Source organism: Paraburkholderia sp. GAS206C (genome assembly GCF_050435645.1).
Lineage (GTDB): Bacteria > Pseudomonadota > Gammaproteobacteria > Burkholderiales > Burkholderiaceae > Paraburkholderia > Paraburkholderia phenazinium_B.
Genome location: NZ_JBNDKR010000002.1, coordinates 469,995 through 494,487, shown reverse-complemented (window position 1 = coordinate 494,487; position 24,493 = coordinate 469,995). Strand labels below are relative to the sequence as shown.

Below are 24,493 nucleotides of genomic sequence, written 5' to 3'. Positions count from 1 at the left end.
AGCTGATCTGCCCTACGCTCAAAGCCCGCCATTCCGCATCGTCTTTGCTAAAATCCGAACTATGTCCAAGAGTACCGATCGCATCAATCTGACTAACCAGTTCCTGATCGCCATGCCGAGCATGGCGGATCCTACGTTTTCAGGAACGGTGGTCTACCTTTGCGATCACAGCGAGCGCGGTGCGCTCGGCCTGGTGATCAACCGGCCGACCGATATCGATCTGGAAGCGCTGTTCAGTCGCATCGATCTGAAGCTCGAGATCGAGCCCCTGCTGCATGTCCCGGTTTACTTCGGCGGCCCTGTGCAAACCGAGCGCGGCTTCGTGCTGCATTATCCGAAAGACGGCAGCCCTTATACGTCGTCGATGTCGGTGCCCGGCGGTCTGGAAATGACCACCTCCAAAGACGTGCTCGAAGCGGTGGCGAGCGGCACGGGTCCGGAACGTTTTCTGCTCACGCTCGGCCATGCAGGTTGGGCCGCAGGCCAGCTCGAGGAAGAGATCTCGAAGAACGGCTGGCTCACCGTCGAATCCGATCCGAAAATCGTGTTCGACGTGCCGGCCGAAGAACGCCTCGAAGCCGCGCTCGCGCTGCTCGGTATTTCCCTCTCGATGCTCTCGGGCGAAGCAGGTCACGCATGAGCAGTCCAGCCGGACGTGCGGCAACGCTGCTGGCGTTCGACTATGGTGAAAAACGCATTGGCGTGGCGGTCGGCAACTCGCTGACCCGAAGCGCACGGCCGCTGGTAGTGGTGCAAAACCGTAACCGCGAGTATCGCTTCGAGGAACTCGGCAAGCTGATCGCCGAGTGGAAGCCGGATGCGCTGGTGGTCGGGTTGCCCATGCATCCCGACGGCGCACCGCATGAAATGACCCAACTCGCGAAACGCTTCGGCAACCAGCTCAACGGCCGCTTCAACCTGCCGGTCACATGGATCGACGAACGCTACTCGTCGGTCGAGGCGAAGGCCGGGATTCGAGCCGGCAATGGCCGCGCGGACATGCTCGACGCCGAAGCAGCCTGCATCATCCTCCAGCAATATCTAGACGGACTTTCTGACGATCATGAGTTCCATTGACGCCGAGGCGCTGTATCGCGCTTTGCTCGAACAGATACGTGCCGCTTATGGTGAACAACTCGGTGACCGCAGCGGCGCCAGCGGCGTCGTGCTCGCCGGCATCTACAGCGGCGGCGCCTGGCTCGTGGAACGTCTCGCGCGAGATCTGAACGTCGGCAGTTTCGGCGTCGTCAATGTCGCTTTGCATCGCGACGACTACGCGAAGAAAGGGCTGCACGCGCAGGCAAGTCCGACCTCGCTGCCGTTCGAAGTGGACAATCGCCGCATCGTGCTGGTAGACGACGTGCTGTACACCGGCCGGACGGTGCGCGCGGCGCTAAACGAGCTGTACGACTATGGGCGCCCGGCTTCGGTCGAACTCGCCGTGCTCGCCGATCGGGGCGGACGCGAGTTGCCGGTGGCGGCGCGTTTTGTCGGCGGGGTGGTAGACGTGCCGGCCGAGGCGACCCTCGTGCTCGCGCGCGACGACACCGCGGATCAGCGTTTCACGTTTCACACCGAAGCACGCGTCGATTGAGCGTGAGGTGCGTGCCGTGCCCGCCGCGGCGCACGCACTCAAAACAACTCAGGTACCCCATGAATACCGCTACTCAGGTTCCCAAGGATCCTCAGGACACCACCGGCGCTACGCCGTCGCCGGATCGCTTTCGCTACGGCTTCCTGAAGGGCAACCCGCAGCTCACCAAAAACGGTGAGCTCAAGCATCTGCTGACCATCGAGGGTCTGCCGCGCAAGATCGTCACGCACATTCTCGACACCGCCGAGCAGTTCGTCAGCGTGACGGACCGCGAGGTCAAGAAGGTGCCGCTGTTACGCGGCAAATCGGTGTTCAATCTGTTCTTCGAGAACTCGACACGCACCCGTACCACCTTCGAGATTGCCGCGAAACGCTTGTCGGCTGATGTGATCAACCTGAACATCAACGCGTCGTCGACGAGCAAGGGCGAGTCGCTGCTGGACACCATCAACAACCTGTCGGCGATGCATGCGGACATGTTCGTGGTGCGCCATGCTTCGAGCGGCGCGCCGTACCTGATCGCCGAGCACTGCGCGCCGCACGTGCACGTGATCAACGCCGGCGATGGCCGTCATGCACACCCGACTCAGGGTCTGCTCGACATGTACACGATTCGCCACTACAAGAAGGATTTCACGAATCTGCGGGTGGCGATTGTTGGCGACATCCTGCATTCGCGGGTGGCGCGCTCGGACATCCATGCGTTGACCACGCTCGGCGTGCCGGAGGTGCGTGCGATCGGTCCGCGCACGTTGCTGCCGGGCGGTCTGGAACAGATGGGCGTGCGGGTGTTCCACAACCTTGACGAAGGCCTGAAGGACGTTGACGTCATCATCATGCTGCGTCTGCAGAACGAGCGGATGAGCGGTGCGCTGCTGCCGTCTGCGCAAGAATACTTCAAGAGCTGGGGACTGACGCCCGAGCGTCTCGCGCTGGCGAAACCCGACGCGATTGTCATGCATCCGGGTCCGATGAACCGCGGTGTGGAGATCGATTCGCAGGTGGCGGACGGTCCGCAATCGGTGATCCTGAATCAGGTGACGTTCGGCATCGCGGTGCGCATGGCCGTGATGGGCATCGTGGCTGGCAACAACGACTGAGCAAAACAAAGGCAGCGATGAAGATTCATATTCAAGGCGGCACGCTGATCGACCCGGCGGTCGGCACTGAACAGCAGCAGGACATTTTTATTGCGGCAGGCAAGATCGTCGCACTCGGCGCAGCACCCGCGGATTTCCACGCGGCGAAGACGATCGACGCCAAGGGCCTGTCAATCGCGCCGGGACTCGTCGATCTCGCCGCGCGTCTGCGCGAACCGGGCTACGAACATAAGGCCACGCTCGAATCGGAAATGGCCGCGGCACTCGCGGGCGGCGTGACGAGCCTCGTCTGTCTGCCCGACACCGATCCGGTGCTAGACGAACCGGGCCTTGTTGAAATGCTCAAGTTTCGCGCTCGTAATCTGAACCAGGCGCACGTGTATCCGCTTGGTGCGCTGACGGTGGGCCTCAAAGGCCAGGTGATCACCGAGATGGTCGAGTTGACCGAAGCGGGCTGCATCGGTTTCTCGCAAGCGGACGTGCCCGTGGTGGACACGCAGGTGCTGCTGCGCGCGCTGCAGTACGCGAACACCTACGGCTACACGGTGTGGCTGCGTCCCGTGGATGCATATCTGGGCAAAGGCGGCGTCGCAGCGAGCGGGGCGCTGGCGTCGCGGCTGGGGCTGTCGGGCGTGCCGGTGTCGGCCGAGACCATCGCGCTCCATACGATCTTCGAACTGGTTCGCGTGACCGGTGCACGCGTGCACCTCTCGCACCTGTCCTCGGCGGCCGGCATCGAACTGATGCGCGCGGCCAAGGCCGAAGGCCTGCCGGTGACGTGCGATGTGACGGTGAACCATATCCACCTGATCGACCTCGATATCGGCTACTTCGACGCGCAGTTCCGCCTCGATCCGCCGCTGCGCTCGCAGCGCGATCGCGAAGCGATTCGCGCGGGCCTGGCTGACGGTACGATCGATGCAATCTGCTCCGATCACACCCCCGTCGACGACGATGAAAAGCTGTTGCCCTTCGCCGAAGCGACGCCGGGCGCGACGGGTCTGGAGCTGTTCCTCTCGCTGACAGTGAAGTGGGCGGACGAGGCCGGCGTACCGTTGGCTAAAGCGCTCAACCGTATCACCGCAGCTCCGGCTGCCGTGCTGAAGCTGGAAGCCGGCCGTATTGCAGTGGGCGCCTGCGCCGATCTGTGCATCTTCGATCGCAACGCGCATTGGCGAGTCGAACCGCGCGTACTGAAAAGCCAGGGGCACAACACGCCGTTCCTCGGCTACGAACTGCCGGCACGCGTACGAACGACGATCGTCTCCGGACACGTTGCATTCGAACAGCGCTAACTTAGGACTGCATCCATGCTCGCATTTCGCAAGGCCCGGCTGATCGCACATCTGCTGCACGGCATGTTCACGGTAGCAACGCGGTTTCCGCGCGCAAGCGCTGCCGAGCGGGAAGCGCTCAACCGAGCGTGGTCGCTGAAGATGCTGCGGCTGTGCGGCATGCGTCTCGTCGTCCATAACGACAGCGCGCGGCTCGACGCCGGCGCGCTAGTGGTGGCCAATCACATCTCGTGGATCGATATCTACGTGATCAACGCATGGCGGCCGACGCCGTTCGTCTCGAAGGCCGAGATCCGTCAATGGCCGGTGGTGGGCTGGCTCGCGCAGCAACTGGGGACCGTGTTCATCCAGCGCGAAAAGCGCAGCGACGCCAAGCGGATCATGCACGAACTGTCCGACCGTTTGAGCGCAGGCGAACTGATGTGCGTTTTCCCGGAAGGCACCACCTCCGATGGCCTCGCGCTGCTGCCGTTCCATGCCAATATGTTTCAGGCGGCAGTGTCTGCGGCGAGCCCGGTGCAGCCGGTCTGTCTGATGTACGAAGATGCGCAGGGCCGGCAATCGACCGCGCCGGCGTATATCGGCGACATGTCGCTTGGCCAGTCGCTCGACGCGCTGCTGCGCGGGGGTCCGCTGACGGCGCATGTCTATGTGGGTGAGGCGTTAGTGCCGGGCGCGGACCGGCGCACGCTGGCAGCGCAGGCGGAACAGACGGTAGGAGCGGCGCTACGCAGCTTGCAAGGAGCGGGCGCGCCTGCTCGTGCCGCGGCCGTTCTGGAAAGCGAAGCATCGGCCATTCCGAACGCCACCGGTGCAGTCGCGTCGCCCGAAGGGACGCTGATCGACAACGTCGATCAGCACGGGCGTTCGGCTTAGTTGGCTCAGTTGGCTCAGTTGGCTGGCCTAATTGCCCGAGTTGGCTGAGGACCGGCAGTCCGTGCACTCGACCTGGGTCAGCGTGCGTTCGGCCGGATTTGCCGCGAGTCGCACCGCGGACAATTCCTCGCCCCACACGCAACCCGAATCGAGCCCGATCAGGTTGTCGCGCATCACCAGACCCAGCGCGGCCCAGTGACCGAACACCACGGTGATGTCGGATGTTTTGCGTGAAGGTACGTCAAACCACGGCATAAAGCCCGGCGGCGCGGAATTGAGACCGCCGCTCGTACTGAAGTCCATCTCGCCATCCAGATTGCAAAAGCGCAGGCGCGTGAGGGCGGTGCAGGTCAAACGCAGACGGTCGATGCCCTTCAGGCCCGGCTTCCAGCGGTTCGGCTCGTTGCCGTATAGACCCGCCAGCGTCTCCTTCCAGTTCGGCGCGCGCAGCGCCCGCTGCAGCTCATCGGCGAGTTCGAGCGTGAGCGTCACATCCCATTGCGGCAACACGCCTGCGTGAACCAGCAGCATGTTGTTCTCGAAGTGCGCTACCGGCAGATGGCGGACCCAGTGCAGCAGATCTTCGGCATCGGGCGCGGCGAGAATGTCGTCGATCGTGTCGCCCTTTTTCGATTTGCGAATGCCGGCCGAAACCGACAGCAGATGCAGGTCATGATTGCCCAGCACCGGCTTGGCACGTTCGCCAAGTGCGATGATGTCATGCAGCGTGGCGAGCGACTCGCTGCCGCGATTGATCAGGTCGCCGGCGAACCACAGCGGCGTGTCGGGCGACGGCGCAACCTTCGCAAGCAGTTGCTGGAACGGGGTGCGGCAACCCTGCAGGTCACCGAAGGCAAGAGGTACGGAATGCGGAAGGCTGGGAACGGTCATCTGGGGACGGAATCAGGTACACACTGACGGTGGATGCATCATGGTAGCCTGACATAATAGCCCGTTTGATGCGACGGTATTGCGACGCTTTAAGGACCAGGAGAAAGAGGGTGAACGGAGAAACGACGAAACCAGCGACGCACGCTGAACGCCTGACACGGACACTCGTTACGGGCGCGAACGGCTTCACGGGCAACTGGCTGACCGGCAATCTGCTGGCGAGCGGCCATGCCGTGACTGAGACAGTGGCGGGGCAGGGCACGCCGGAAACGCCGTCGCGGCGGTGGCTCGATATCACTTCGCCGGAGGAGTGCCGCCGGGTGATCGACGAGGTGCGGCCCGATTACATCGTGCATCTCGCGGCCATCAGTTTTGTCGCCCATAACGATCCGCTCGATTTTTATCGCGTCAACGTGCTGGGCACATTGAACCTGCTGCAGGCATGCGCGGATGTCGGTCATACGCCGCGCAAGGTGCTGGTGGCAAGCAGTGCGAACGTCTATGGCAACGTGACCAGCGAGGCGATCGACGAGGGCTTTCCGGTTGCGCCCGTCAATCACTATGCGGCCAGCAAGGCGTCAATGGAGTCGCTCGTGCGCACGTGGTTCGACCGGCTGCCGCTGCTGATTGTCCGGCCGTTCAATTACACAGGACGCGGGCAGACCACAAATTTCCTGGTGCCCAAGATCGTGGAACATTTTGCCCGCCGCGAGCCTGAAATCTCGCTGGGGAATATCGACGTGGCGCGTGATTTTTCGGATGTCCGCTACGTGGTACGGGCATACGAGGCGCTGCTGGACTCCGGTGCCGTGGGTGAGACGGTGAATGTGTGTACCGGACAGCCCTATACCCTCCGGGAGATTCTGGCGATGGCCAGTGAGATCACAGGCCATGAACTGGAGATCCGGGTCAATCCGGCGTTTGTGCGCCAGACCGATGTGAAGATGCTGGCTGGATCGCCGGCCAAGCTACGCAAGCTGGTGCCGGAGGTCGAGGCGATTGGATTCCGGGACACGCTGCAATGGATGTTGGCGGCCTGAAAGCAGCCGGAAATGGTGCAGCAGCTATTGATTCGATGACGGCGCCTTACACGGCGCCATTTTGTATGTCCATTTGCAACGCGGGCTTTTCCCAGAGCATTCAGATCGCAATCGATTCCCGGGAATTGTAAGTAACTTCGGGTAAATTCCCCTTATTCCATCATATCTGCAGACGGTCGTTGCCAAGCTGTTTCAAGTTGTTAGGGCTCTAGTTTTTAGCTGCTGCCGCTTTATAATCGGGGCATCATAAAATTTGGGCATTCTGGCGCCTGTTTTTTGCATGGGACGCAGCCGTAAGGCAATCACAAGGCGTCGCACACCAACCATACGGGTGACCGGATCGACGCGTCGGGTCGCATCGACTACGAACATCTAGCAAGGAATTCTATGATCCTGGTAACGGGCGGTGCCGGTTTTATCGGCGCTAACTTCGTGCTTGACTGGCTGAACGCCTCGGACGAACCGGTCCTCAATCTCGACAAGCTGACCTACGCAGGCAATCTGCGTACGCTCAAGTCGCAGCAGGACAATCCGAAGCATGTGTTCGTGCGTGCCGACATCTGCGATCGGGCAGCGCTGGACGCGCTGTTCGCCGAGCACAAGCCGCGTGCGGTGCTGCACTTCGCGGCCGAGAGCCACGTCGACCGTTCGATCCACGGTCCTGCTGATTTCGTTCAGACCAACGTGGTGGGCACATTCACGCTGCTGGAAGCGACCCGCTCGTACTGGAGCACATTGAGCGACGCAGACAAGGCCGCTTTCCGTTTCCTGCACGTTTCGACTGACGAGGTGTTCGGCTCGCTGTCGGCTACGGATCCGCAATTCTCGGAAACCACGCCTTACGCGCCGAACAGCCCTTACTCGGCCACCAAGGCCGGCTCCGACCATCTGGTTCGCGCCTACCACCATACGTACGGCCTGCCCGTGCTGACGACGAACTGCTCGAACAATTACGGCCCGTATCAGTTTCCCGAGAAGCTGATCCCGCTGATGATCGCCAACGCGCTGGCTGGCAAGCCGCTGCCGGTGTACGGCGACGGCCAGAACGTGCGTGACTGGCTGTACGTGGGCGACCACTGCAGCGCAATCCGGGAAGTGCTTGAGCGTGGCGTGCCGGGCGAGACGTATAACGTCGGCGGCTGGAACGAGAAGAAGAACCTTGACGTCGTGCATACGCTGTGCGACCTGCTCGACGAGCAGCGTCCGAAGGCGGCCGGCTCGTACCGCGATCAGATCACGTATGTGACGGACCGCCCCGGCCACGACCGCCGCTATGCGATCGACGCGCGTAAGCTCGAGCGCGAGCTGGGCTGGAAGCCGGCCGAGACTTTCGAGACGGGTTTGGCAAAGACGGTGCGGTGGTATCTCGACAACCAGGAATGGGTCGACGAAGTCGCTTCGGGCGAATACCGCAAGTGGGTTGAAACCAACTACGCGCAGCGCGCGTAAAGGCAACGTCATGGCGCGCAAAGGCATTATTCTCGCGGGCGGATCGGGTACGCGCCTGTATCCGATCACCCACGTCGTTTCGAAGCAACTGCTTCCGGTGTACGACAAGCCGATGATTTACTACCCGCTGTCGACGCTGATGGTGGCAGGCATCCGCGACGTGCTGATCATCTCCACGCCGCAGGACACGCCGCGCTTCGAAGCCATGCTGGGCGACGGCAGCCAGTGGGGCATGAATATTCAGTATGCGGTTCAGCCGACGCCGGACGGTCTGGCTCAGGCGTTCATCATTGGCCGGGATTTCGTGGGCAATGATCCTTCGGCGCTGATCCTTGGCGACAACATTTTCTACGGCCACGATCTCGCCAAGCAACTCGAGCGCGCCGACGCGCAGGAGCAAGGTGCGACTGTGTTCGCGTATCACGTGCACGACCCCGAGCGCTATGGCGTGGTGGAATTCGACAAGCAGTTTCGCGCGCTGTCGATCGAGGAGAAGCCGGCCAAGCCGCGCTCCAACTACGCAGTGACGGGGCTGTACTTCTACGACAGGCAGGTGTGCGATATCGCGGCCGATATCAAGCCTTCGCCGCGTGGCGAGCTTGAAATTACGGATGTCAATTCGCGCTATCTGTCGAAGGGCGAACTCAACGTCGAGATCATGGGACGTGGTTTTGCGTGGCTCGACACCGGCACGCATGATTCGCTGATCGAAGCTGCGACGTTTATTGCCACGTTGCAAAAGCGCCAGGGCCTGGTCGTGGCGTGCCCGGAAGAGATTGCTTACCGGCAGCAGTGGATTGATGGGGAGCAGTTGTCAGCGCTTGCCAAACCGCTCGCGAAGAACGCCTACGGAAAGTATCTGCAAACCATTCTTACGGACCAAGTCGCATGGCCATCCAAGTAACTGCTACAGCGCTGCCGGAAGTCAAGATTGTCGAGCCGAAGGTGTTCGGCGATGCGCGTGGCTTCTTCTACGAGAGCTTCAACGGTCGGGAGTTCTCCGAGCACGTTGCGCCGGGTGTCGAGTTCGTTCAGGACAATCATTCGCGTTCCGCGAAAGGTGTGCTGCGCGGCTTGCATTATCAGATCGTGCATGCGCAGGGCAAGTTGGTGCGCGTCGTGGAAGGCGAGGTGTTCGATGTTGCGGTGGACATCCGCAAGAGCTCGCCGAACTTCGGCAAGTGGGTGGGCGTGACGCTGTCGGAGGAGAATCACCGGCAACTGTGGGTTCCGCCGGGTTTTGCTCATGGTTTCGTTGTGCTCTCTGAATCCGCGCAGTTCTTGTATAAGACGACGGATTACTGGTACCCCGAACACGAGCGCAGCATCGTCTGGAACGATCCGGAGATTGGCATTGAATGGCCGATCGACAGCGAACCGTTGCTGGCTGCGAAGGACGCGGCGGGCACACGGTTGGCGGAAGCCGAGCATTTCGCGTGAGGTCTGTGGTGACAAAGCGTGAAGAGCAAACCATCCTGCTTACCGGCGTGAATGGGCAAGTCGGCTTCGAACTGGCGCGCAGCCTGCAAGGTCTGGGTAAAGTCGTCGCGCTGGATCGCAGGGAGCTGGACCTTGGCGATCTGGATCAGGTGCGGCGCGTTGTGCGCGAAGTGAAGCCTGGTCTGATCGTGAATCCTGCTGCGCATACGGCAGTCGATAAAGCGGAAACCGATGTCGAAGCTGCGATGCGTCTGAACGCCGAAGCGCCTGGCGTGCTGGCTGAAGAGGCAAAGCGGCTTGGCGTGGCGCTCGTTCACTACTCCACGGACTATGTGTTCGATGGCACCAAGAACGGCGCATACGTCGAGAGCGACGCGGTCAATCCCCAGAACGTTTATGGCAAAAGCAAGCTGGTCGGTGAGCAGGCGATTGCGGCGTCGGGGTGCGCGCATCTGATATTCCGCACGAGCTGGGTGTACGGCACGCGCGGCAAGAATTTTCTGCTGACGATGCTGCGCCTCGGCGCGGAGCGCGAAGAACTAAGTGTGGTGGCCGACCAGATCGGCGCGCCTACCTGGTCGAATACGATTGCCGCGGTGAGCGCGAATGTGCTGGCGCAGGCCGCGGCGGTAGGTGAGGGCGACTGGTGGCAGGAACACTCCGGCATCTATCACCTCACGGCTTCGGGCGCGACTTCGTGGCATGGTTTTGCCGAGGCGATTTTTGAATTTTCGGATCTACCGAAAAAGCCCATCGTGAAGCCGATTCCGGCTGCTTCGTATCCGACGCCGGCAACGCGACCCGCTAACTCCCGCATTTCGAACGACAAGCTCGCCAACGCGTTCGGCGTACGTGCCCCAGACTGGCGCGAAGCGTTGCGTCTATGCATGGCGGCGCGTTGAGCGGCGATCTTTACACGTTACGCACTGGCGCGGTTGTGGTTTTCTACAACCCGGATTCCGCGTGCATCGCGCGGGCCAACCGGCTCGCCGAGGTGATGCATTGCGTGGTTGTCGACAACAGTCCTTCAGTGCGGACGGCGAGCGAGGTGGGCCTATCTGCTGCCGTCAGTTATTTGCCTAACGGCGCAAATCTTGGCATTGCTACGGCCATCAATCAGGGCGTGGCATCGCTGATTGATGCTGGCTTCGATGCCGCGATTCTTTTTGATCAGGACAGTGAGCCGTCAAGGCAGTTGCTTGACGGATTGCCGCGCCTGCTTGAAGAGGCGTTGCGTCGCCACGAGCGTGTGGCGTTGATTGGCCCGGCGTACGAGGACCTGCGTCTTGGCGACGTGGCGCCGTTCGTACGCTTTGGGTATCTGAAGCTGCGCCGGATACCACCGGTTGGTGTCACGCCTATCGATGTTGATTTTTTGATCAGCTCGGGGTCGTGCATCAATCTGGCTGCATGGCAGGAAGTTGGCCCCATGGACGACGCGTTGTTCATCGATTTCGTCGATCTGGAGTGGTGCATCAGGGCGCGCGCGAAGGGTTTCGCAGTGCTCGGCGCACCCGAGTTGCGGCTCGCTCACGAACTGGGTGGTGAGCCGGTGCGTGTTCTCGGACGGCTGTATCCGAGCCATAGTCCGCTGCGTCATTATTATCTGTTTCGGAACGCGGTTGCGTTGATCAAGCGCAGCTATGTTCCGTGCACGTGGAAGTCCACGGAGCTCATCAAGTTTCCGTTTCGCCTCGCGATATATGGGTTATTCCTGCAGCCGCGTCTTGGCCATCTGCGGATGGCTCTGACTGGTATCTGGCATGGATTGATCGGTCGCATGGGTGCTCTGGAGCAACATTGAAATCAACGAGCGTCGCGTGATATGGCGCTGTACCCCTTAATCGAAAATACTTAAAAGTCCACAATGTTTAGTCTCGGATTTATTGATCTCAAAGAGAGCATCGCGTCGTGGCGGCTATGGACGCTGCTGGGTTGGTTAGAAGTGCGGCAGCGTTATGCGCGCTCGCGGGTTGGGCCGTTCTGGTTGACTATCAGCACGGGTGTGCTGATCGGTTCAATCGGTGTGGTCTACGGTACGTTGTTCGGCCAGAAGATGAGCGAGTATCTTCCGTATCTTGCTATCAGTCTTGTGATGTGGAGTACTTTCTCGCAAACGATCATCGAAGGTAGCACGGCGTATATCAACAGTACCGCCTACATCCGGCAAGCGGCGACGCCGAAACTGATCTTTATGTTGCAGGTGGTCTGGCGCAATCTCGTGATTCTTGCGCACAATTTCCTGATCGTCCTGCTGCTGTTGTGCATTTTCGGCGTGAAGAGTTGGGAGACGTTGCCTGTCTTCATTCCAGCGTTGATTCTCTACATGATCAATGCGCTCTGGATCGCGATGGTAGCGGGTTTGCTGTCCGCGCGTTTCCGCGATTTGCCGCAAATCATCGCGGCGATCATGCAGATTGCGTTTTACGTCACGCCGATCATCTTTCGTCCGGTTGCGTTGACTCGCTTTTCCCTCATCGTCAGGCTGAATCCACTTGCGCATCTGATCGAGCTGGTGCGTGCACCGCTGATCGGCGAATGGCCCACTACCATAACGTGGGAAGTAGCGATTGGTATGGCCATCTTTGGCTGGATCTTTGCGCTCGCATTGACTGGCCGCTACTTGAAGCGCATTCCGTACTGGGTCTAAAAAGGCAAATCATGGCATATATCGAACTTAAGGGCGCGACGCTCGACTTGCCCATTTACGACGTCCAAGGCCGTTCACTGAAGAAGACAGTGCTGCGCATGGGCCGCCGGAACACCATCGCAGAAGGCACTGATGGTGTGGTTGTTGTTCGCGCAGTCAACAACGTCGATCTTCGTCTCGAGAAGGGTGACCGGATCGGCTTGATCGGCCGTAACGGTGCCGGCAAGTCGACATTACTTCGCATGATGGCGGGTATCTATTCTCCGACGCACGGGTCAGTCGTCAGCTCAGGCAAGGTTGTGCCGTTGCTCGACATCAGTCTCGGGATGGACGAGAACTCTACCGGAATGCAAAACATCCGGTTGCGCGGCCTGCTTCTCGGGATGTCCGATGCGGAGATCCGCGCAAAGCAACAGTCGATCGCGGAGTTCTCCGATCTCGGTGACTATCTCGATCTGCCGCTGCGTACCTATTCAAGCGGTATGCGCGTGCGACTCGCTTTTGCGGTATCGACCGCAGTCGATGCGGAGATTCTTCTGCTTGACGAAGTGATGGGAGTAGGTGACGCGTCGTTCATGCACAAGGCACAAGACCGACTCGCGGACCTGCATAGCCGCGCTGAAATTGTCGTGCTGGCGATGCACGCGAATAAGGAAATCCGCAAAGTGTGCAACAAGGCTTTGTGGATGGAGCGCGGCCACGTGCGGGCATTCGGACCGGTGGAAGAAGTTGTGTCCCAGTACGAAGCACAGGACTGAGTGAGCAAGCGACGTTATCTGCGGGCTCTCCCACGATGAAAACATTAGAACAGCTATATCTGCAGCACCGTGGAAAGGTGTCGGAAACAGGGTCGCTTGACCTTGATCGAATTCTTGCTCCGTATCGCGACCGGCCAATCAATCTCCTTGTGGTCGGCATGCGGAACAGTGGGTCGCTTGAGATATGGTCGGAATTCTTTAGAAATGCGAACAAGCTAGTCGGCGATGAGAAGCTGGAAGCCGAGCAGGACGTTGCAAACCACGGGGAGCGTTTCGATATTGTCATTGATGACCGCTCGCGTACTTCGCGCGATATCGTCAAATCGTTCCTGAGTTACTTCCCGAAACTCGAAGATGGGGGAATCTTTATTGTCGAAGATCTCCAGCGTAGCGGCGATCCAGATGATGTCGGCGATCGGTACCACACCGATTCGTCGATCGCGTTTTTCAAATTGCTGGCATCGATTCATTCGGTCGAGTTCGTCAACTCGATGTGCGTCGTGCGTAAGTTACCCGCCGCTCAAAACAGCAGCTTAGGAGGAGGCTCTATTGCGGGGCAAGACATCCGCCGGACTGAGGATGTTAGCCTCGAAGAGGGGATTGCCGGGAAGGCGCGTCAGATTTCTGACTTGCAGCAAAACGTCAAGGAGCTTGAGCGGCAGATCCTCTTCTTGCAGGATGACGTGGCCCGACGCGATGGGAGCGTCGCCGAGCTGCAGCGAAACATGGATGCTGTGCTTCATTCCGTCAGCTGGCGTTTAACTGCACCGTTGCGTTGGCCTGGAGCCAGCCTGTTGCGGATGCGGCATCTGGTGGGAATGGTGGGGCGCGCTGTGCGTGCAAGCGGCGGGGTCAAGCCCATGATTCGCAAAGTGCTCAGCCTATATCGTAGGGAGGGCATTGCTGGTTTGCGGAACGGATTTCGCCAGCGTAGAGACTTATCGCATGAGAGCGCCAGGCGAAATGACTACGATGAGTGGATTCAGCGCTACGACCGCATAGACGACGAGCAGCGCGCAGCGATTCGACGGCGGATCGCGATAATGCCAGACAAGTCGCTTATCTCGGTAGTGATGCCGACGTACAACCCGAAACCGGAATGGTTGAAAGAGGCGATTGAATCGGTACGCAACCAGTTGTATCCGAACTGGGAGCTCTGCATCGCCGACGATCTATCCACCGATCCAGCGATTCGTCCTCTATTGGAGCAGATGTCTCGGGAAGATCCACGGATCAAGGTGATATTTCGCGAGCAGAACGGGCATATTTCCGCGGCGTCGAATAGCGCATTGCAGCTTGCTACTGGAGAGTGGGTCGCTCTCCTGGATCACGACGACTTGTTGCCGGAGCACGCGTTGTATTGCGTGGCCAATGCGATTGTTGCGAATCCCTCGGCTCGGCTGATTTATTCAGACGAAGACAAGATGGATGCTTCAGGTCGTCGTCACGACCCGTATTTCAAGTGCGATTGGAACCGGGACCTGTTTTACTCGCAAAATTTCTTCAGTCATCTTGGCGTCTACCATAAGCCCCTGTTGGATACCGTCGAAGGCTTTCGCATTGGCATTGAGGGTTCGCAGGATTACGACCTGGTATTGCGGTGCATCGAGCACGTAGACGACGATGCGATCCATCACATTCCGCGCGTGCTATACCACTGGCGCGTTCATGCAGAAAGCACGGCGGGTGGGGCTGATGCGAAGCCATATGCGGCATTGGCTGGCGAACGCGCGCTCAACGAACACTTCGCAAGGCGAGGCGTGGCGGCCAGCGTTGAGTGGGTCACGCGTGGCTATCACACGCGCTACTCATTACCGGCAACGCTGCCGCTGGTTAGTCTTATCATCCCCACGCGGAACGGACTGAATCTGATGCGGCAGTGCATTGATAGCATTGTCGGCAAGACCACTTACTTGAACTACGAAATCATCGTTGTCGACAACGGTTCGGACGATCCAGAAGCGCTGCGCTACTTTGATTCACTGAGTCAGGATGCCCGTATCCACGTGCTGCGCGATGACCGCCCTTTCAACTATTCAGCGTTGAATAATTCGGCTGTCGCGCAGGCGAGAGGGGAGTTTGTCGCTCTGATCAACAACGATATCGAAGTGATCTCACCAGCTTGGCTTTCCGAAATGGTGGGCCTCGCGATGCAACCGGGAGTAGGGGCCGTCGGGGCCAAACTGTATTACCCGGACGATACGTTGCAACATGGCGGTGTTGTGCTCGGCATTGCAGGTGTGGCTGGGCATGCAAACAAACATGCCAAAAGGCCGGCTTATGGTTACTTCGGGAGAACCTGTCTGATCGGTTCATATTCCGCAGTAACGGCTGCGTGCCTCGTCATACGCAAATCGATCTATCAGGACGTGGGCGGGTTAAACGAAAAAGACCTGACGATCGCGTTCAACGATATCGACTTTTGCTTGCGCGTCCGGGAAGCCGGCTATCGCAACGTCTGGACACCCTACGCTGAGCTTTATCACTATGAGTCGGCAACGCGGGGCGACGAAGTCGACCCTCAAAGACGGGTTCAGTTTTTGCGGGAAATTGCCTACATGCAGCAGCGTTGGGGTGACGTGGTGTCGAGGGATCCTTCTTATAGTCCCAACCTGACGTTGGATTTTGAAGACTTTAGTCTTGCGTGGCCGCCTCGGGTTGAGGCGTTGGGGTGAGAGGCCAGAGTGTGCGAGAGCAGACCCTAGTGCCGTTCTCCGGCCGGCATTTTGCAGCAGCGCGGAAAATGACATAATGCGGGGCAACTATTTAGCGGTTTTTCTGGAGTAGAAAATGATCGTTCTTATCGCCGGGATGCAGAGAAGCGGATCGACTTTCTCATTTAATATAGTGCGAGAAGTGCTTCTTGCTCGGGGAGCGGTTCATCAGGAAGCGACCAATCAGGTCGTCGAACAACTTACCGCCGATTGCGATCATCTTTTGATAAAGTCGCATGAGCCCGATGACCTTGCGCTTCGGCTCGTCGCTCATGGAGCCGTTCGAGTGGTTTGCACAATGCGCCGCCCGGAAGATGCCGCGGCTTCGTGGATAACGACTTTCGGTTTCCCGGAAGATCAGGCAATCGCTACCATTAAAGCGTGGTTGCGGACATACGAAAAAATCAAGCCCTTCGCATTGACCGTACCATATGATTTGCTCGAAAAGCACCCGGTAGTCGCCGCACACCGGATTGGCCGATATATCTCGCCTGATGTCGGTTGGCGCGAGGCGTACCGTATAGCACGGCGTTATTCCAAAGAAAATATCAAGAAACGAACGGACGCGCTTGATCGAGCGTCTTCGGATGTCGTTGATGTCAATTTTAGTTGGTATGATCGTGAGACTTTTTTTCATCGACGTCATGTCTCGTCGTTAGACTCTCAGCCAGCGGAGTCCCGGCTTCCTCTTGATCAGCTTCAAAGAATTCGTGCCGCGTTCAATTCTTGATGAATACGCAGATGGCCAATTGGCGCATCTGCGCTCGGCGAAGGATGCACCCACGAACGTCATCGCGTTTAGCTACCCACACGTGGATCGGCGCGTCAGAGTTGCCGCTTCCCTGTGTCAGAAGAGGCAGCTTGAGCCACCTCCATTCCGTCCAATTCATACGTTCCGCGATCAGATGACGTCAATCCAACCAGCTGCTTTTCTAAGAGGCTGCTGGATTGGTCATGATCCCCTGGAGCAGATCAAAAAAAGCGTGCGTCACCCCTGGATCGCTACAATTTACAACACTGACGGGGATCGGATCGCATCGCATCAACCTGCAACGCTCGATTGCCGCTCTATATCGATCGGCTATTGCGGCCGATGCGCAGAGAACGCCATCTGCTAGGCGCAGAATATCGCTTTCGATTTCGTCGGGCGTATCATCCGGCATTAGGATTAATCGTACACCTCGTCGGCGCAGGCGGCGCAACTCCTGAATGGTCTCACCGGAGAGGCAGTCTGCGGTATCAGACAAGACCAAAATGTCCTTGGCCGAGCCAAGAACCGGCGTATCCCGCAGACCATAATCGTCGAGCCCTAAAAGGGTGGCCGCGCCGCTGCGGCTGCAACGTAAACCTTCGTCGTCGAACCTAACAGTCTCCACAATCCATCCCTCGTGGGATGTTTTGAGAAGATCCCTGACCCACTCAGAACTTATATGTGTTGGCACAGACTTCAGGGGTCCGGTGGCAATTCCAAGCATCAGTCGCTGTGGTGCTTGTACTGTGAAGGTCTCCGCCAGAGCCCGTACGACGGTTTCATCATTTCCCTCGGGCATGTCTGGCAGCACCGCTTGCAACCGCGTCATCTCGCCTTGAGAGTAGGCCTGCTCGATCGCAGATCGGTAGCCACTTGCGACGATTGCGGGAGAAAGCTCCACACGTGCGTAGCGAGATGCAGCATGAGCCAAAGCCGCAAGCCGTTCTGTATCGGCTAAGATTTCTCTAAGAGAAGCGACGATCTCCCCTTGCGAAGCGTCATCCTTCACGGTGAGGATGGTGGCCGCCGGAAACTGGCCGAGTTCCGCAAGCTGCTTCGGGATCATGACCGGCAGCCCCGCGGCCATCGCGTCAACAATTGCGTCGGTTGCATCGGCGACGGACGCTTGGTCTAGTTGAAGTGCTATGTCTGCAGCTGCAAGCCACAAACCATAACGATCGAACTCCAGACGGCCTGTTATTATAAATTGTTCGACAAAGCCGCCCTGCGTAGCGCTCTCTCGTAAAGCAGATTCTAGTTCGCTTGGGACAGATCCGACGAAAACGAACCGCGCATCCCGCCGCGTGACGATGATCTCCTTCCAGATCGATAAAAGATCCATGGCGTGTTGACCATAACGCCCAGCAACAATGCTACAGACCACGAGCGCGTCCGAAGGTAATTGTAATTGCTCGCGGGCCCGAGCCTTTGTTATCGGCGGTGCCGTCCAACGGCAGTGTGGCAGTATCGTCACGACCTTTTCGAATTCAGGGCCGAGACGCCGCGTCGCAAGGACACTGGCCTTGCGAGAATGTTGAATTATGGCGAGCGCATCCTGAAAGAGCGGCAACGTGCACGGCCATTCTTGGAGCGCCGCCTGTGTAGGTTGATCGGGGAGTGCCGCAACTGCGGGCCAACCATGGCTTTCAAAAAGTATTCGTGCCAGCCTTTCCTTTTCGCCCGTCCGTCGAAACTCCGCAAAAGCGATGCCATTCAGCGAAGGGTCATTCAAGATGACGACGCCAGGTTGCCGCGGCAAAAGGCGCCGCACGATCTCGCTATGCGGCTCAGTATCACGAAGATCGTAGACGATCCGGTCGAAGCCAAGGTCCGCGGCGAAACGACTCGTCGGCATCGTGGGGAAGATCGACCTTACGCGATCCAATCCCTCCTCTGATTGGGTATCTGTGACAAGCGTAATATCGTAATATCGCGCAAGCTCAGGAAGAAGATCTGTCCCAGTGTCCGGAAGGCCGCTGAGCGCGCGCGCGCAAGTACTTACATAGGCCAGACGAGGTTTTCTTGCCGCTACGCTACCTGCCGTTGGCTGCGCCGAGAATGCGTTGCGCGCATGCCAACCTTCAAGCGCTGCCCAGCAACGCCGTGCACTCTCCTCCCAAGTAAATTCCTCCGCCCGCGCCAGCCCATGCAATTTGAGATCTTGTCTGAAAGCCGCGTCTTCAAGAGTAGCTTTCAGTTTCAAAGCAATGCTTGCGGGATCGTTCGGATCGAAAAGCGCGTCTTCTCGACCGACAACTTCGGGCAGACTTGTCGTGCCGCTGGCGATCACGGCCGCCCCGCACGCCATAGCTTCGAGCGCTGGCAGACCGAAGCCCTCGTGCTTCGACGGCATGACAAAGACGCCTGAAAGCGCATACATGATGGGCAAGTCGTCTTCAGAGACGTGCCGGATCAGTCCAAGATCCTCCTTACCCACGCCATAGGAGGCGGCCGTCTCTTGCAGTCGCTCGGGGTAAGACGCGCCGACGATTACCAACTGATGGCGTCTGCGCAAAGCTTCCGGCAACAGTGCATAAGCTTGAAGGAGACCCAGCTCGTTTTTGCGGGCGTCACCCGCGCCAACAAAGAGAATATAATCTGCACGCAGCCCATGTCGAGACAGAAACGCCTCTTGTTGGTCCGGCGCCGGCGCAACAGGGCGAAACACGGCACGATCAAATCCTGCCCGGATATTCTCAACCTGCGCCGGATCGTAGTTCAGATAGTCAATCGCCTCTTGCCGGGCGGATTCTGATATTGCGACCAGCCCGTCGCATAGACGGAGTTCTTGCACTTGACCTAAATACCAACCAGCAAGCGGTTTCCAGATTCCGCGCAAATATTGGTCGGGATTCATGAGCGGAATTGCATCATAGAAGGTGGCCACGTGCGGCGGTCGCATCAGACCAGATGGCCAGTTCGTTACTGTGTCGTCTGTCGCACCTTCTACCACCGATGTCATAAATACAACGTCAGCTTCGAGGCCAGCAATCCGCTGTGCGCGGATCCGCTCGCTCGCTCTGCGCCGAGCAACGCTTTCTGCGTCTCCGATCGCTGAGGCCTTGGCGATACCCCGCCAGAAGCAGATGTTTTGTCTCGGCAAAAGCGCTGAAAATTCTGTTAAGAGCTGCTCGGCCGCTTCTGGAGCAGCCTCATTGACCAGAACGAATGTCTCGTGTGGACCTGCCCCAATGATCATTGCTCTTGCCAAAGCACGCGAAAGCCGGCCGATACCGCGGTTGCGATTGACGCCTTGAGCGCCTTGAAGATCGATGACAATTCTCATGTATTTTGGACTCTTGCGCTCAATCGTGCCAGAACACGTATCTCTTCCGGGCTCAAAGTGTCTGTTTGCGATGCCGATAGCCGTGCCTCTTGTCCGAGAGAACTCTCTTGTGGAACAGAGGCAACTACAGGGGGTGGCTCTTCTACAAGAGAAGTCTCTTGCGGAACCGGAACCACTACCGGGGCTGCTCCGCGACGAGCGGCGTAACGATCATGAATCGCCGCATAGGTCTCCGGCATGGCGCTGCGAAATATGCGGCTTGCCAGACGGCCCCCAGGTAGTCGAACCACTAAGTGGATGATCCGCCACACTCCACCACGCAGGATCTGTCGGAACTGCGGCCTCACCGATTGGCCGCGTAAAAGCTTTCCAATGCTCCTTAGAGGGGCCCCGGCACGCCAGGAGCGGCTTTGATAGACGGCAACAAGCTGTAACTCCGTCTGGCAGCGGACGCGGCTTTCTGCAGTAAGAGCCTCATCTAATCGCGCCGCCTCAGCTCGAAGGCGAGCCATTTCTGCGGCGTGCCGATCTGCCTCCGCATCTGCTCGCGACAGCTGCTCACGAAGTCGCCCCACTTCAACACGCTCGCTGATCATGACAGCATGGATGCGATCGAGATCACTGCGCAGTTTGACTTGCGCCAACTCATTTGCGCTGTTCGTCAGGGCGATGCGCTGATGCGCTGCCGCCAATTCGGAACGCAGATGACCGATTTCATCAAAAGCAAAATTTAACGTTTGCTTCTGCTTTCCGCGAGGTTGGATCCATAGATCAAAAACATTCGGTGGCGCCTCGAAAGCGGGGCTAAGTGCTTCCCAGTTTTCAGCCGCGATATAAAAGCGATTAAGTCCATCGAACCAAGCAAAGCGATAGTTTGCTGCGACTAGAAAGTGTTCCCATCCTGACCAGTTAGGTACCTGCGATCCAGGCTCCGTCGCCTCAACGACCACGATCCAAGGGCGAAAGGTCGAGAAGTCAGCTCCCCGAAGAACGTCTGCCTCGCCTCCCTCGACGTCGATCTTGAGAAAGTGAATCGCGCCTGAGGCGTACTGGCGGCAGATTTCGGCGAGCGAGAGAATAGGCAGCGACAAAACCGCCTCCTCGCGGCCTTGAACGACGTGGCGCGCCGCAAAAGTTGCATCCATTGTGCTCAATCCGGTATCGGCAAAATGATGCAATGTGCCAACACCTTCCTGCGCGCCGACAAGACACTGCAGCGTTGTATCGCGCGGTCGCGCGGCCTTGAGTGCTGCAAAGTGTTCAGGGGTCGGCTCTACATTGATACCGCGCCAGCCTCGGTCATAGAAAGCTCGCGTGACAGAGTCGTCATCAGGATCGGCTGCGCCTACGTCAATATAGAAGCCTGTCTCAATTTTGCGCAGTGCGCGCCATAGCATCAGGTCTTCGAAATTCTGCGCATAGGTTATGAAATTAGACACTTGGAGCGCTCTCGGATTTGATGTGGCGATTCACCCCTAATGAAGGACGAAAGTCCCCTTGATGAGATGCAGAATCTGGCCGACCTGACAGAACCGCATCCAAATTTTGGCGGAATGCCTCAGGGCTGTAGGTTTGCGAAATTTGCGCCTGTGCGTTTTCGCGCATCATATTCCATGCGGCGGCGCTCTCATAGACATCAACACATGCTTTAGCAAGACGCGTGGGATCGTCGTCCGCCATAATTTCGACGCCTGGTGTCCAAAGCATTTGTTCTGCCATCAAGGCGGTTCCGGCGACAGGAAGGCCCGCGGCGGCGGCTTCCAATATCTTAATTGGAACACCGGCCGCGAAGCGTATCGGGGCCACAAAGATCTTAGCCTTATCGTAATAAGGAGAAAGGTCATCGATTGCGCCAAGTAGCAAAATTCCTGGCTGAGCCAGTTCGGCATGGCCCGGGTGGAGGTGACCGATCACCGTCAGCGTCGCATCGGGAATGGCGTTGCGAACAACAGGCCAACAGGTATCGATGAACCATTTTAGGCCCATCCAGTTTGGTGCGGTAGGTTCAAGAAGGCGGCCAATGAATAGAAAGCCCTCGCGTTCGGAGAATTCTGGTGATCGACTACTCTGGCGCACGGAATGGCTAATAACATGGACAGGCATATCATGTCGTTTGCTAAAGAATTCCTTTTCCGCTTCCGTAACACAGGTAATGCTATCGGCACCGTTTGCGATCTTCGCCTCTGCATCTAACATGACGGCGGCCTGGTCATTGGAATATGGATTGCCCTCCAATGCCGCTCGCACCAACTCCCGCTTTGTAAAAACGGCCTCAGCATCGTAGACCAGCTTTGCCCCAAGAAGAAACTCCGGGGTATCCCGTACGGTATCTTGGAATACCTCCATGTTGTCCGGTCGGCTCACAAGAATGACTTGATAATATCCTTTCCGTTCCTCCAGTAGGTCTCGTAGTGCTTGTGGGCCATGCCGCTTGATGATTTCTATCTCTAGGGGCAATTCGAGCCGTGCGGAATCCCAATCAAAGTCGGACCGACGCAATGGAAACAGCGTAACGGACCATCCAAGTTCTGCGGCGACACAGAGCATTTCGTTTGCGCGAGGATAACCTGAGCCAAGTGCGCGATACGGTAGTTCGTTGTCGATCATCAACAGCCGCTTCGAATTTGCTGACTTGCGCGAGCGTCCGGCTAAGGAATTTTGCGCATAGGCGGGCAAGTGAAAAGAAGACAAAGAGGCGCCATGTTGTCGAACGAGCCGCTGACAGTCTTTGCGCGTCACCTCAAGAGCAGTTTTCTCGTGATCGAGCACGACGATGTTCGCTATCAACTGTGGTTCATAGGTGACAGCAAGGTCAATGTCGCTCAGACGCATCGCGTAGTCTGCGTAGCCATATGAAAAGGTGGTATAGCTCTCGTCAAGCCCGCCAACTCGATCGAATGTCTCCTTCTGCGTGATGAGAAGAGTGCTTCCAGTGAAATCAATGTGGCGGCGGAACATTACTTCGCCCTGGTCGTGACTGAGCCCCTCGCCATACTTTGCCAACTCACCGTTGGACCAAATCATTCCTCCCGCCTCCCAAACCAAACCAGACGTCCGCAGAATGCGTCCGGTGATCGCTCCAACGGTGGCTTCGGAGAGCCGTTGCTGCGCCGTTTTCAGACTATCGCAGTTGACAAATGCACTATCTTCAATAAACACAAGAAACTGGCCCCTAGCCTCTTTGGCAGTCTGATTGACTGCCTGAACCAGTCCCTCAGACGAGGCGGCATATCTAGCGGTGATGCCGTCGATCCGAGACAGAAGTTCTACCGTTTCATCTGAAGCTGCACTAACGACGATAATCTCGAACGACACACTGGCGCAGTCTCGGAGCATTTTCAGACTGTGGAGCAGTCCATACGCGGGCGCGCGAGCTGTCACGATAACTGAAAACTGTGGCTTTGCCACGGTCGGGAAGGTGAGGCGTTCCTCTCCTTTGACGAAGGAAAGATAGTCGGCTCGAATCTGAGCAGCAGCCTCTGCTTCGCTCGCCAAGTATCCGTTTAGCGAACGTTCAGATTTTACTGCTGACGTAGAGATGTTCTCGGTAGTCTTAGGGGCACTAGCCGGAGTAGGGGTGGCAGCACGCGCTTGCACAGCCAACGTGGCGCGAATTGTTCGCCATTCTCGAAGCCGCCGGAATAGCTGGAGCGTGACCGTCCACCAAGCAAGCCTTGTAAACCGCCAGCCCCATCGGCTGATGCGGGGAAAACGCACAGCCAGTCTTATTAAACGAGTCGTTACAGCCCAAGCACGGGATGAGATGATCGTATCCCGTTCTTGAATGGCGAGGTCACGCTCGGCGCGGATTGCGCCACTCTGCAGCTGCGACTCATAAAGATCCCGCCGGACTATGCCTAGGCGAAATGCTATCTGCTGGCGCGCTCGCTCGCCTTCTCTGACTTTTCGTTGCTCCTGGCGAATCGTCTGACATAGCGTCTCCATTGTCTCTTTCAACTGCCTTGCCTCGGCAATTTGTGCGTTTTCCGAACAGGCTTTGCCTAGTATTGCGAAGCGGTTGCGAAAACGGCCAGCGCTTCCGTCTTTTGCTGCGGTAAAAAGAGGAACGAGGTCGGGCGGTACCTCAGATCCCACGGCCGCAATGCCGAGTCCCTGTGCGTGTATAAACTCAAAATGCGGGTTCCGCGCTTCCAACCAGGACCAAGCAGCCTTTGCAGCCGAGTCATCTACGCTCCTGTGGATAACGACCACGGCGCGTTGTGAGAGTTTTGGTTTCCAGGTTAGGAAAAGGCTCTGGAATTCCTGATCCAATCCAAGATGTGTCACATGCATCAGATCGATTGAGCCATCAGAAAATGCTTGCCTGCCAATCTCTGCGTCAGCTGCCGCGATGTTTGAGAACACGGTGTCAAGGTGAAGACGGTTGACCGTCTTCAAGATCGAACTCTTAATGATAGATTGGTTCGGACCAATCTCTACGACAAAACGAGGACGTAGTGTTGCTATCAACCACTGACCGAAAGGTATGTGGTTCGACCAAGAGACGATCGCGTTTGACTTCACGTCGCCCAACGTATCAAGATAGAAAGCTTCGTCAAGACTGGGCGAAACAAGTGCCGTAAGGTCCGACGGTCGTTCTATATCGGTTTGCACAGGTGACTCTTGCTTGACTTGCGAAGAAAGGTCCG

At 58.0% G+C, this 24,493-nt stretch carries 20 protein-coding genes; 15 read left to right on the top strand and 5 right to left on the bottom strand.

Annotated elements, in window-relative coordinates:
• The first annotated feature begins 61 nt into the window (after positions 1-61).
• The 6 genes from P3T20_RS06600 to P3T20_RS06575 are packed head-to-tail and all read left to right on the top strand — an operon-like array spanning position 62 to position 4,865.
• A complete protein-coding gene (locus tag P3T20_RS06600; RefSeq protein WP_074266193.1) occupies positions 62-640 on the top strand; it encodes a YqgE/AlgH family protein in 579 nt (192 codons plus the stop codon).
• Positions 637-1,077, top strand: coding sequence for a Holliday junction resolvase RuvX (gene ruvX / locus P3T20_RS06595; protein WP_429286462.1), 441 nt, complete (start codon positions 637-639; stop codon positions 1,075-1,077). Before P3T20_RS06600 ends, ruvX begins: the two co-directional genes overlap by 4 nt.
• Positions 1,064-1,594, top strand: a complete 531-nt coding sequence (gene pyrR, locus P3T20_RS06590) for a bifunctional pyr operon transcriptional regulator/uracil phosphoribosyltransferase PyrR (RefSeq protein ID WP_429286461.1) — start codon at positions 1,064-1,066, stop codon at positions 1,592-1,594. The genes ruvX and pyrR overlap by 14 nt, the downstream gene beginning before the upstream one ends.
• A 59-nt stretch (positions 1,595-1,653) precedes the next feature.
• A complete protein-coding gene (locus P3T20_RS06585) occupies positions 1,654-2,694 on the top strand; it encodes an aspartate carbamoyltransferase catalytic subunit (RefSeq protein WP_074265685.1) in 1,041 nt (346 codons plus the stop codon).
• A 17-nt stretch (positions 2,695-2,711) separates the two neighbouring features.
• Positions 2,712-3,989, top strand: coding sequence for a dihydroorotase (locus P3T20_RS06580; protein WP_429286460.1), 1,278 nt, complete (start codon positions 2,712-2,714; stop codon positions 3,987-3,989).
• 15 nt (positions 3,990-4,004) lie between these two features.
• Positions 4,005-4,865 (top strand): lysophospholipid acyltransferase family protein, encoded by an 861-nt coding sequence (locus P3T20_RS06575; protein WP_429286459.1) that lies wholly within the window; start codon positions 4,005-4,007, stop codon positions 4,863-4,865.
• Between the two features lie 27 nt (positions 4,866-4,892).
• Here the strand turns inward: P3T20_RS06575 and P3T20_RS06570 are convergent, their stop codons facing one another.
• The gene (locus tag P3T20_RS06570; protein WP_429286458.1) at positions 4,893-5,756 is read right to left on the bottom strand and encodes a symmetrical bis(5'-nucleosyl)-tetraphosphatase; all 864 of its coding nucleotides are present in this window, start codon (positions 5,754-5,756) and stop codon (positions 4,893-4,895) included.
• Positions 5,757-5,866: 110 nt separating this feature from the next.
• Between P3T20_RS06570 and P3T20_RS06565 the strand changes: the two genes are divergently transcribed.
• The 9 genes from P3T20_RS06565 to P3T20_RS06525 all read left to right on the top strand — a co-directional run bounded on the left by P3T20_RS06565 (position 5,867) and on the right by P3T20_RS06525 (position 15,768).
• Positions 5,867-6,796, top strand: coding sequence for a GDP-mannose 4,6-dehydratase (locus P3T20_RS06565; protein ID WP_429286457.1), 930 nt, complete (start codon positions 5,867-5,869; stop codon positions 6,794-6,796).
• 387 nt (positions 6,797-7,183) lie between these two features.
• The gene (gene rfbB, locus P3T20_RS06560; RefSeq protein ID WP_429286456.1) at positions 7,184-8,245 is read left to right on the top strand and encodes a dTDP-glucose 4,6-dehydratase; all 1,062 of its coding nucleotides are present in this window, start codon (positions 7,184-7,186) and stop codon (positions 8,243-8,245) included.
• A gap of 10 nt (positions 8,246-8,255) precedes the next feature.
• Positions 8,256-9,149, top strand: coding sequence for a glucose-1-phosphate thymidylyltransferase RfbA (gene rfbA / locus P3T20_RS06555; RefSeq protein ID WP_429286455.1), 894 nt, complete (start codon positions 8,256-8,258; stop codon positions 9,147-9,149).
• Complete coding sequence (rfbC, locus tag P3T20_RS06550) at positions 9,134-9,685, top strand: dTDP-4-dehydrorhamnose 3,5-epimerase (RefSeq protein WP_429286454.1); 552 nt, start codon at positions 9,134-9,136, stop codon at positions 9,683-9,685. Before rfbA ends, rfbC begins: the two co-directional genes overlap by 16 nt.
• Positions 9,686-9,693: 8 nt before the next feature.
• Entirely contained in the window at positions 9,694-10,587 is an 894-nt protein-coding gene (gene rfbD, locus P3T20_RS06545) for a dTDP-4-dehydrorhamnose reductase (RefSeq protein ID WP_429286453.1), read from the top strand.
• Complete coding sequence (locus P3T20_RS06540) at positions 10,569-11,489, top strand: glycosyltransferase family 2 protein (protein ID WP_429286452.1); 921 nt, start codon at positions 10,569-10,571, stop codon at positions 11,487-11,489. Before rfbD ends, P3T20_RS06540 begins: the two co-directional genes overlap by 19 nt.
• Positions 11,490-11,552: 63 nt before the next feature.
• Positions 11,553-12,335, top strand: coding sequence for an ABC transporter permease (locus P3T20_RS06535; protein WP_429286451.1), 783 nt, complete (start codon positions 11,553-11,555; stop codon positions 12,333-12,335).
• A gap of 11 nt (positions 12,336-12,346) precedes the next feature.
• Positions 12,347-13,093 carry an ABC transporter ATP-binding protein gene (locus P3T20_RS06530; RefSeq protein ID WP_429286450.1) on the top strand — a complete coding sequence of 249 codons (747 nt, stop codon included), beginning with the start codon at positions 12,347-12,349 and terminating at the stop codon, positions 13,091-13,093.
• Between the two features lie 800 nt (positions 13,094-13,893).
• On the top strand, positions 13,894-15,768 hold the full coding sequence (locus P3T20_RS06525) for a glycosyltransferase family 2 protein (protein ID WP_429286669.1): 1,875 nt from the start codon (positions 13,894-13,896) through the stop codon (positions 15,766-15,768).
• A gap of 160 nt (positions 15,769-15,928) precedes the next feature.
• Here the strand turns inward: P3T20_RS06525 and P3T20_RS06520 are convergent, their stop codons facing one another.
• The 4 genes from P3T20_RS06520 to P3T20_RS06505 all read right to left on the bottom strand — a co-directional run bounded on the left by P3T20_RS06520 (position 15,929) and on the right by P3T20_RS06505 (position 24,458).
• Complete coding sequence (locus P3T20_RS06520; protein ID WP_429286449.1) at positions 15,929-16,453, bottom strand: hypothetical protein; 525 nt, start codon at positions 16,451-16,453, stop codon at positions 15,929-15,931.
• A gap of 286 nt (positions 16,454-16,739) precedes the next feature.
• Entirely contained in the window at positions 16,740-19,844 is a 3,105-nt protein-coding gene (locus P3T20_RS06515; protein WP_429286448.1) for a glycosyltransferase, read from the bottom strand.
• Positions 19,841-21,283 (bottom strand): FkbM family methyltransferase, encoded by a 1,443-nt coding sequence (locus P3T20_RS06510; RefSeq protein WP_429286447.1) that lies wholly within the window; start codon positions 21,281-21,283, stop codon positions 19,841-19,843. The genes P3T20_RS06515 and P3T20_RS06510 overlap by 4 nt, the downstream gene beginning before the upstream one ends.
• On the bottom strand, positions 21,276-24,458 hold the full coding sequence (locus P3T20_RS06505; protein WP_429286446.1) for a glycosyltransferase: 3,183 nt from the start codon (positions 24,456-24,458) through the stop codon (positions 21,276-21,278). The genes P3T20_RS06510 and P3T20_RS06505 overlap by 8 nt, the downstream gene beginning before the upstream one ends.
• Positions 24,459-24,493: the final 35 nt, after the last annotated feature.

Bases quoted from the DNA above. Each gene is read 5' to 3' on its own strand.
- P3T20_RS06575 (WP_429286459.1), top strand. From the start codon at position 4,005: ATGCTCGCATTTCGCAAGGCCCGGCTGATCGCACATCTGCTGCACGGC.
- rfbC (WP_429286454.1), top strand. From the start codon at position 9,134: ATGGCCATCCAAGTAACTGCTACAGCGCTGCCGGAAGTCAAGATTGTC.
- P3T20_RS06585 (WP_074265685.1), top strand. From the start codon at position 1,654: ATGAATACCGCTACTCAGGTTCCCAAGGATCCTCAGGACACCACCGGC.
- P3T20_RS06540 (WP_429286452.1), top strand. From the start codon at position 10,569: ATGCATGGCGGCGCGTTGAGCGGCGATCTTTACACGTTACGCACTGGC.
- P3T20_RS06530 (WP_429286450.1), top strand. From the start codon at position 12,347: ATGGCATATATCGAACTTAAGGGCGCGACGCTCGACTTGCCCATTTAC.
- P3T20_RS06600 (WP_074266193.1), top strand. From the start codon at position 62: ATGTCCAAGAGTACCGATCGCATCAATCTGACTAACCAGTTCCTGATC.
- P3T20_RS06515 (WP_429286448.1), bottom strand. From the start codon at position 19,844: ATGAGAATTGTCATCGATCTTCAAGGCGCTCAAGGCGTCAATCGCAAC.
- rfbA (WP_429286455.1), top strand. From the start codon at position 8,256: ATGGCGCGCAAAGGCATTATTCTCGCGGGCGGATCGGGTACGCGCCTG.
- rfbB (WP_429286456.1), top strand. From the start codon at position 7,184: ATGATCCTGGTAACGGGCGGTGCCGGTTTTATCGGCGCTAACTTCGTG.
- P3T20_RS06525 (WP_429286669.1), top strand. From the start codon at position 13,894: ATGCGGCATCTGGTGGGAATGGTGGGGCGCGCTGTGCGTGCAAGCGGC.
- pyrR (WP_429286461.1), top strand. From the start codon at position 1,064: ATGAGTTCCATTGACGCCGAGGCGCTGTATCGCGCTTTGCTCGAACAG.
- P3T20_RS06580 (WP_429286460.1), top strand. From the start codon at position 2,712: ATGAAGATTCATATTCAAGGCGGCACGCTGATCGACCCGGCGGTCGGC.
- ruvX (WP_429286462.1), top strand. From the start codon at position 637: ATGAGCAGTCCAGCCGGACGTGCGGCAACGCTGCTGGCGTTCGACTAT.
- P3T20_RS06520 (WP_429286449.1), bottom strand. From the start codon at position 16,453: ATGACGTCGATGAAAAAAAGTCTCACGATCATACCAACTAAAATTGAC.
- P3T20_RS06535 (WP_429286451.1), top strand. From the start codon at position 11,553: ATGTTTAGTCTCGGATTTATTGATCTCAAAGAGAGCATCGCGTCGTGG.
- P3T20_RS06570 (WP_429286458.1), bottom strand. From the start codon at position 5,756: ATGACCGTTCCCAGCCTTCCGCATTCCGTACCTCTTGCCTTCGGTGAC.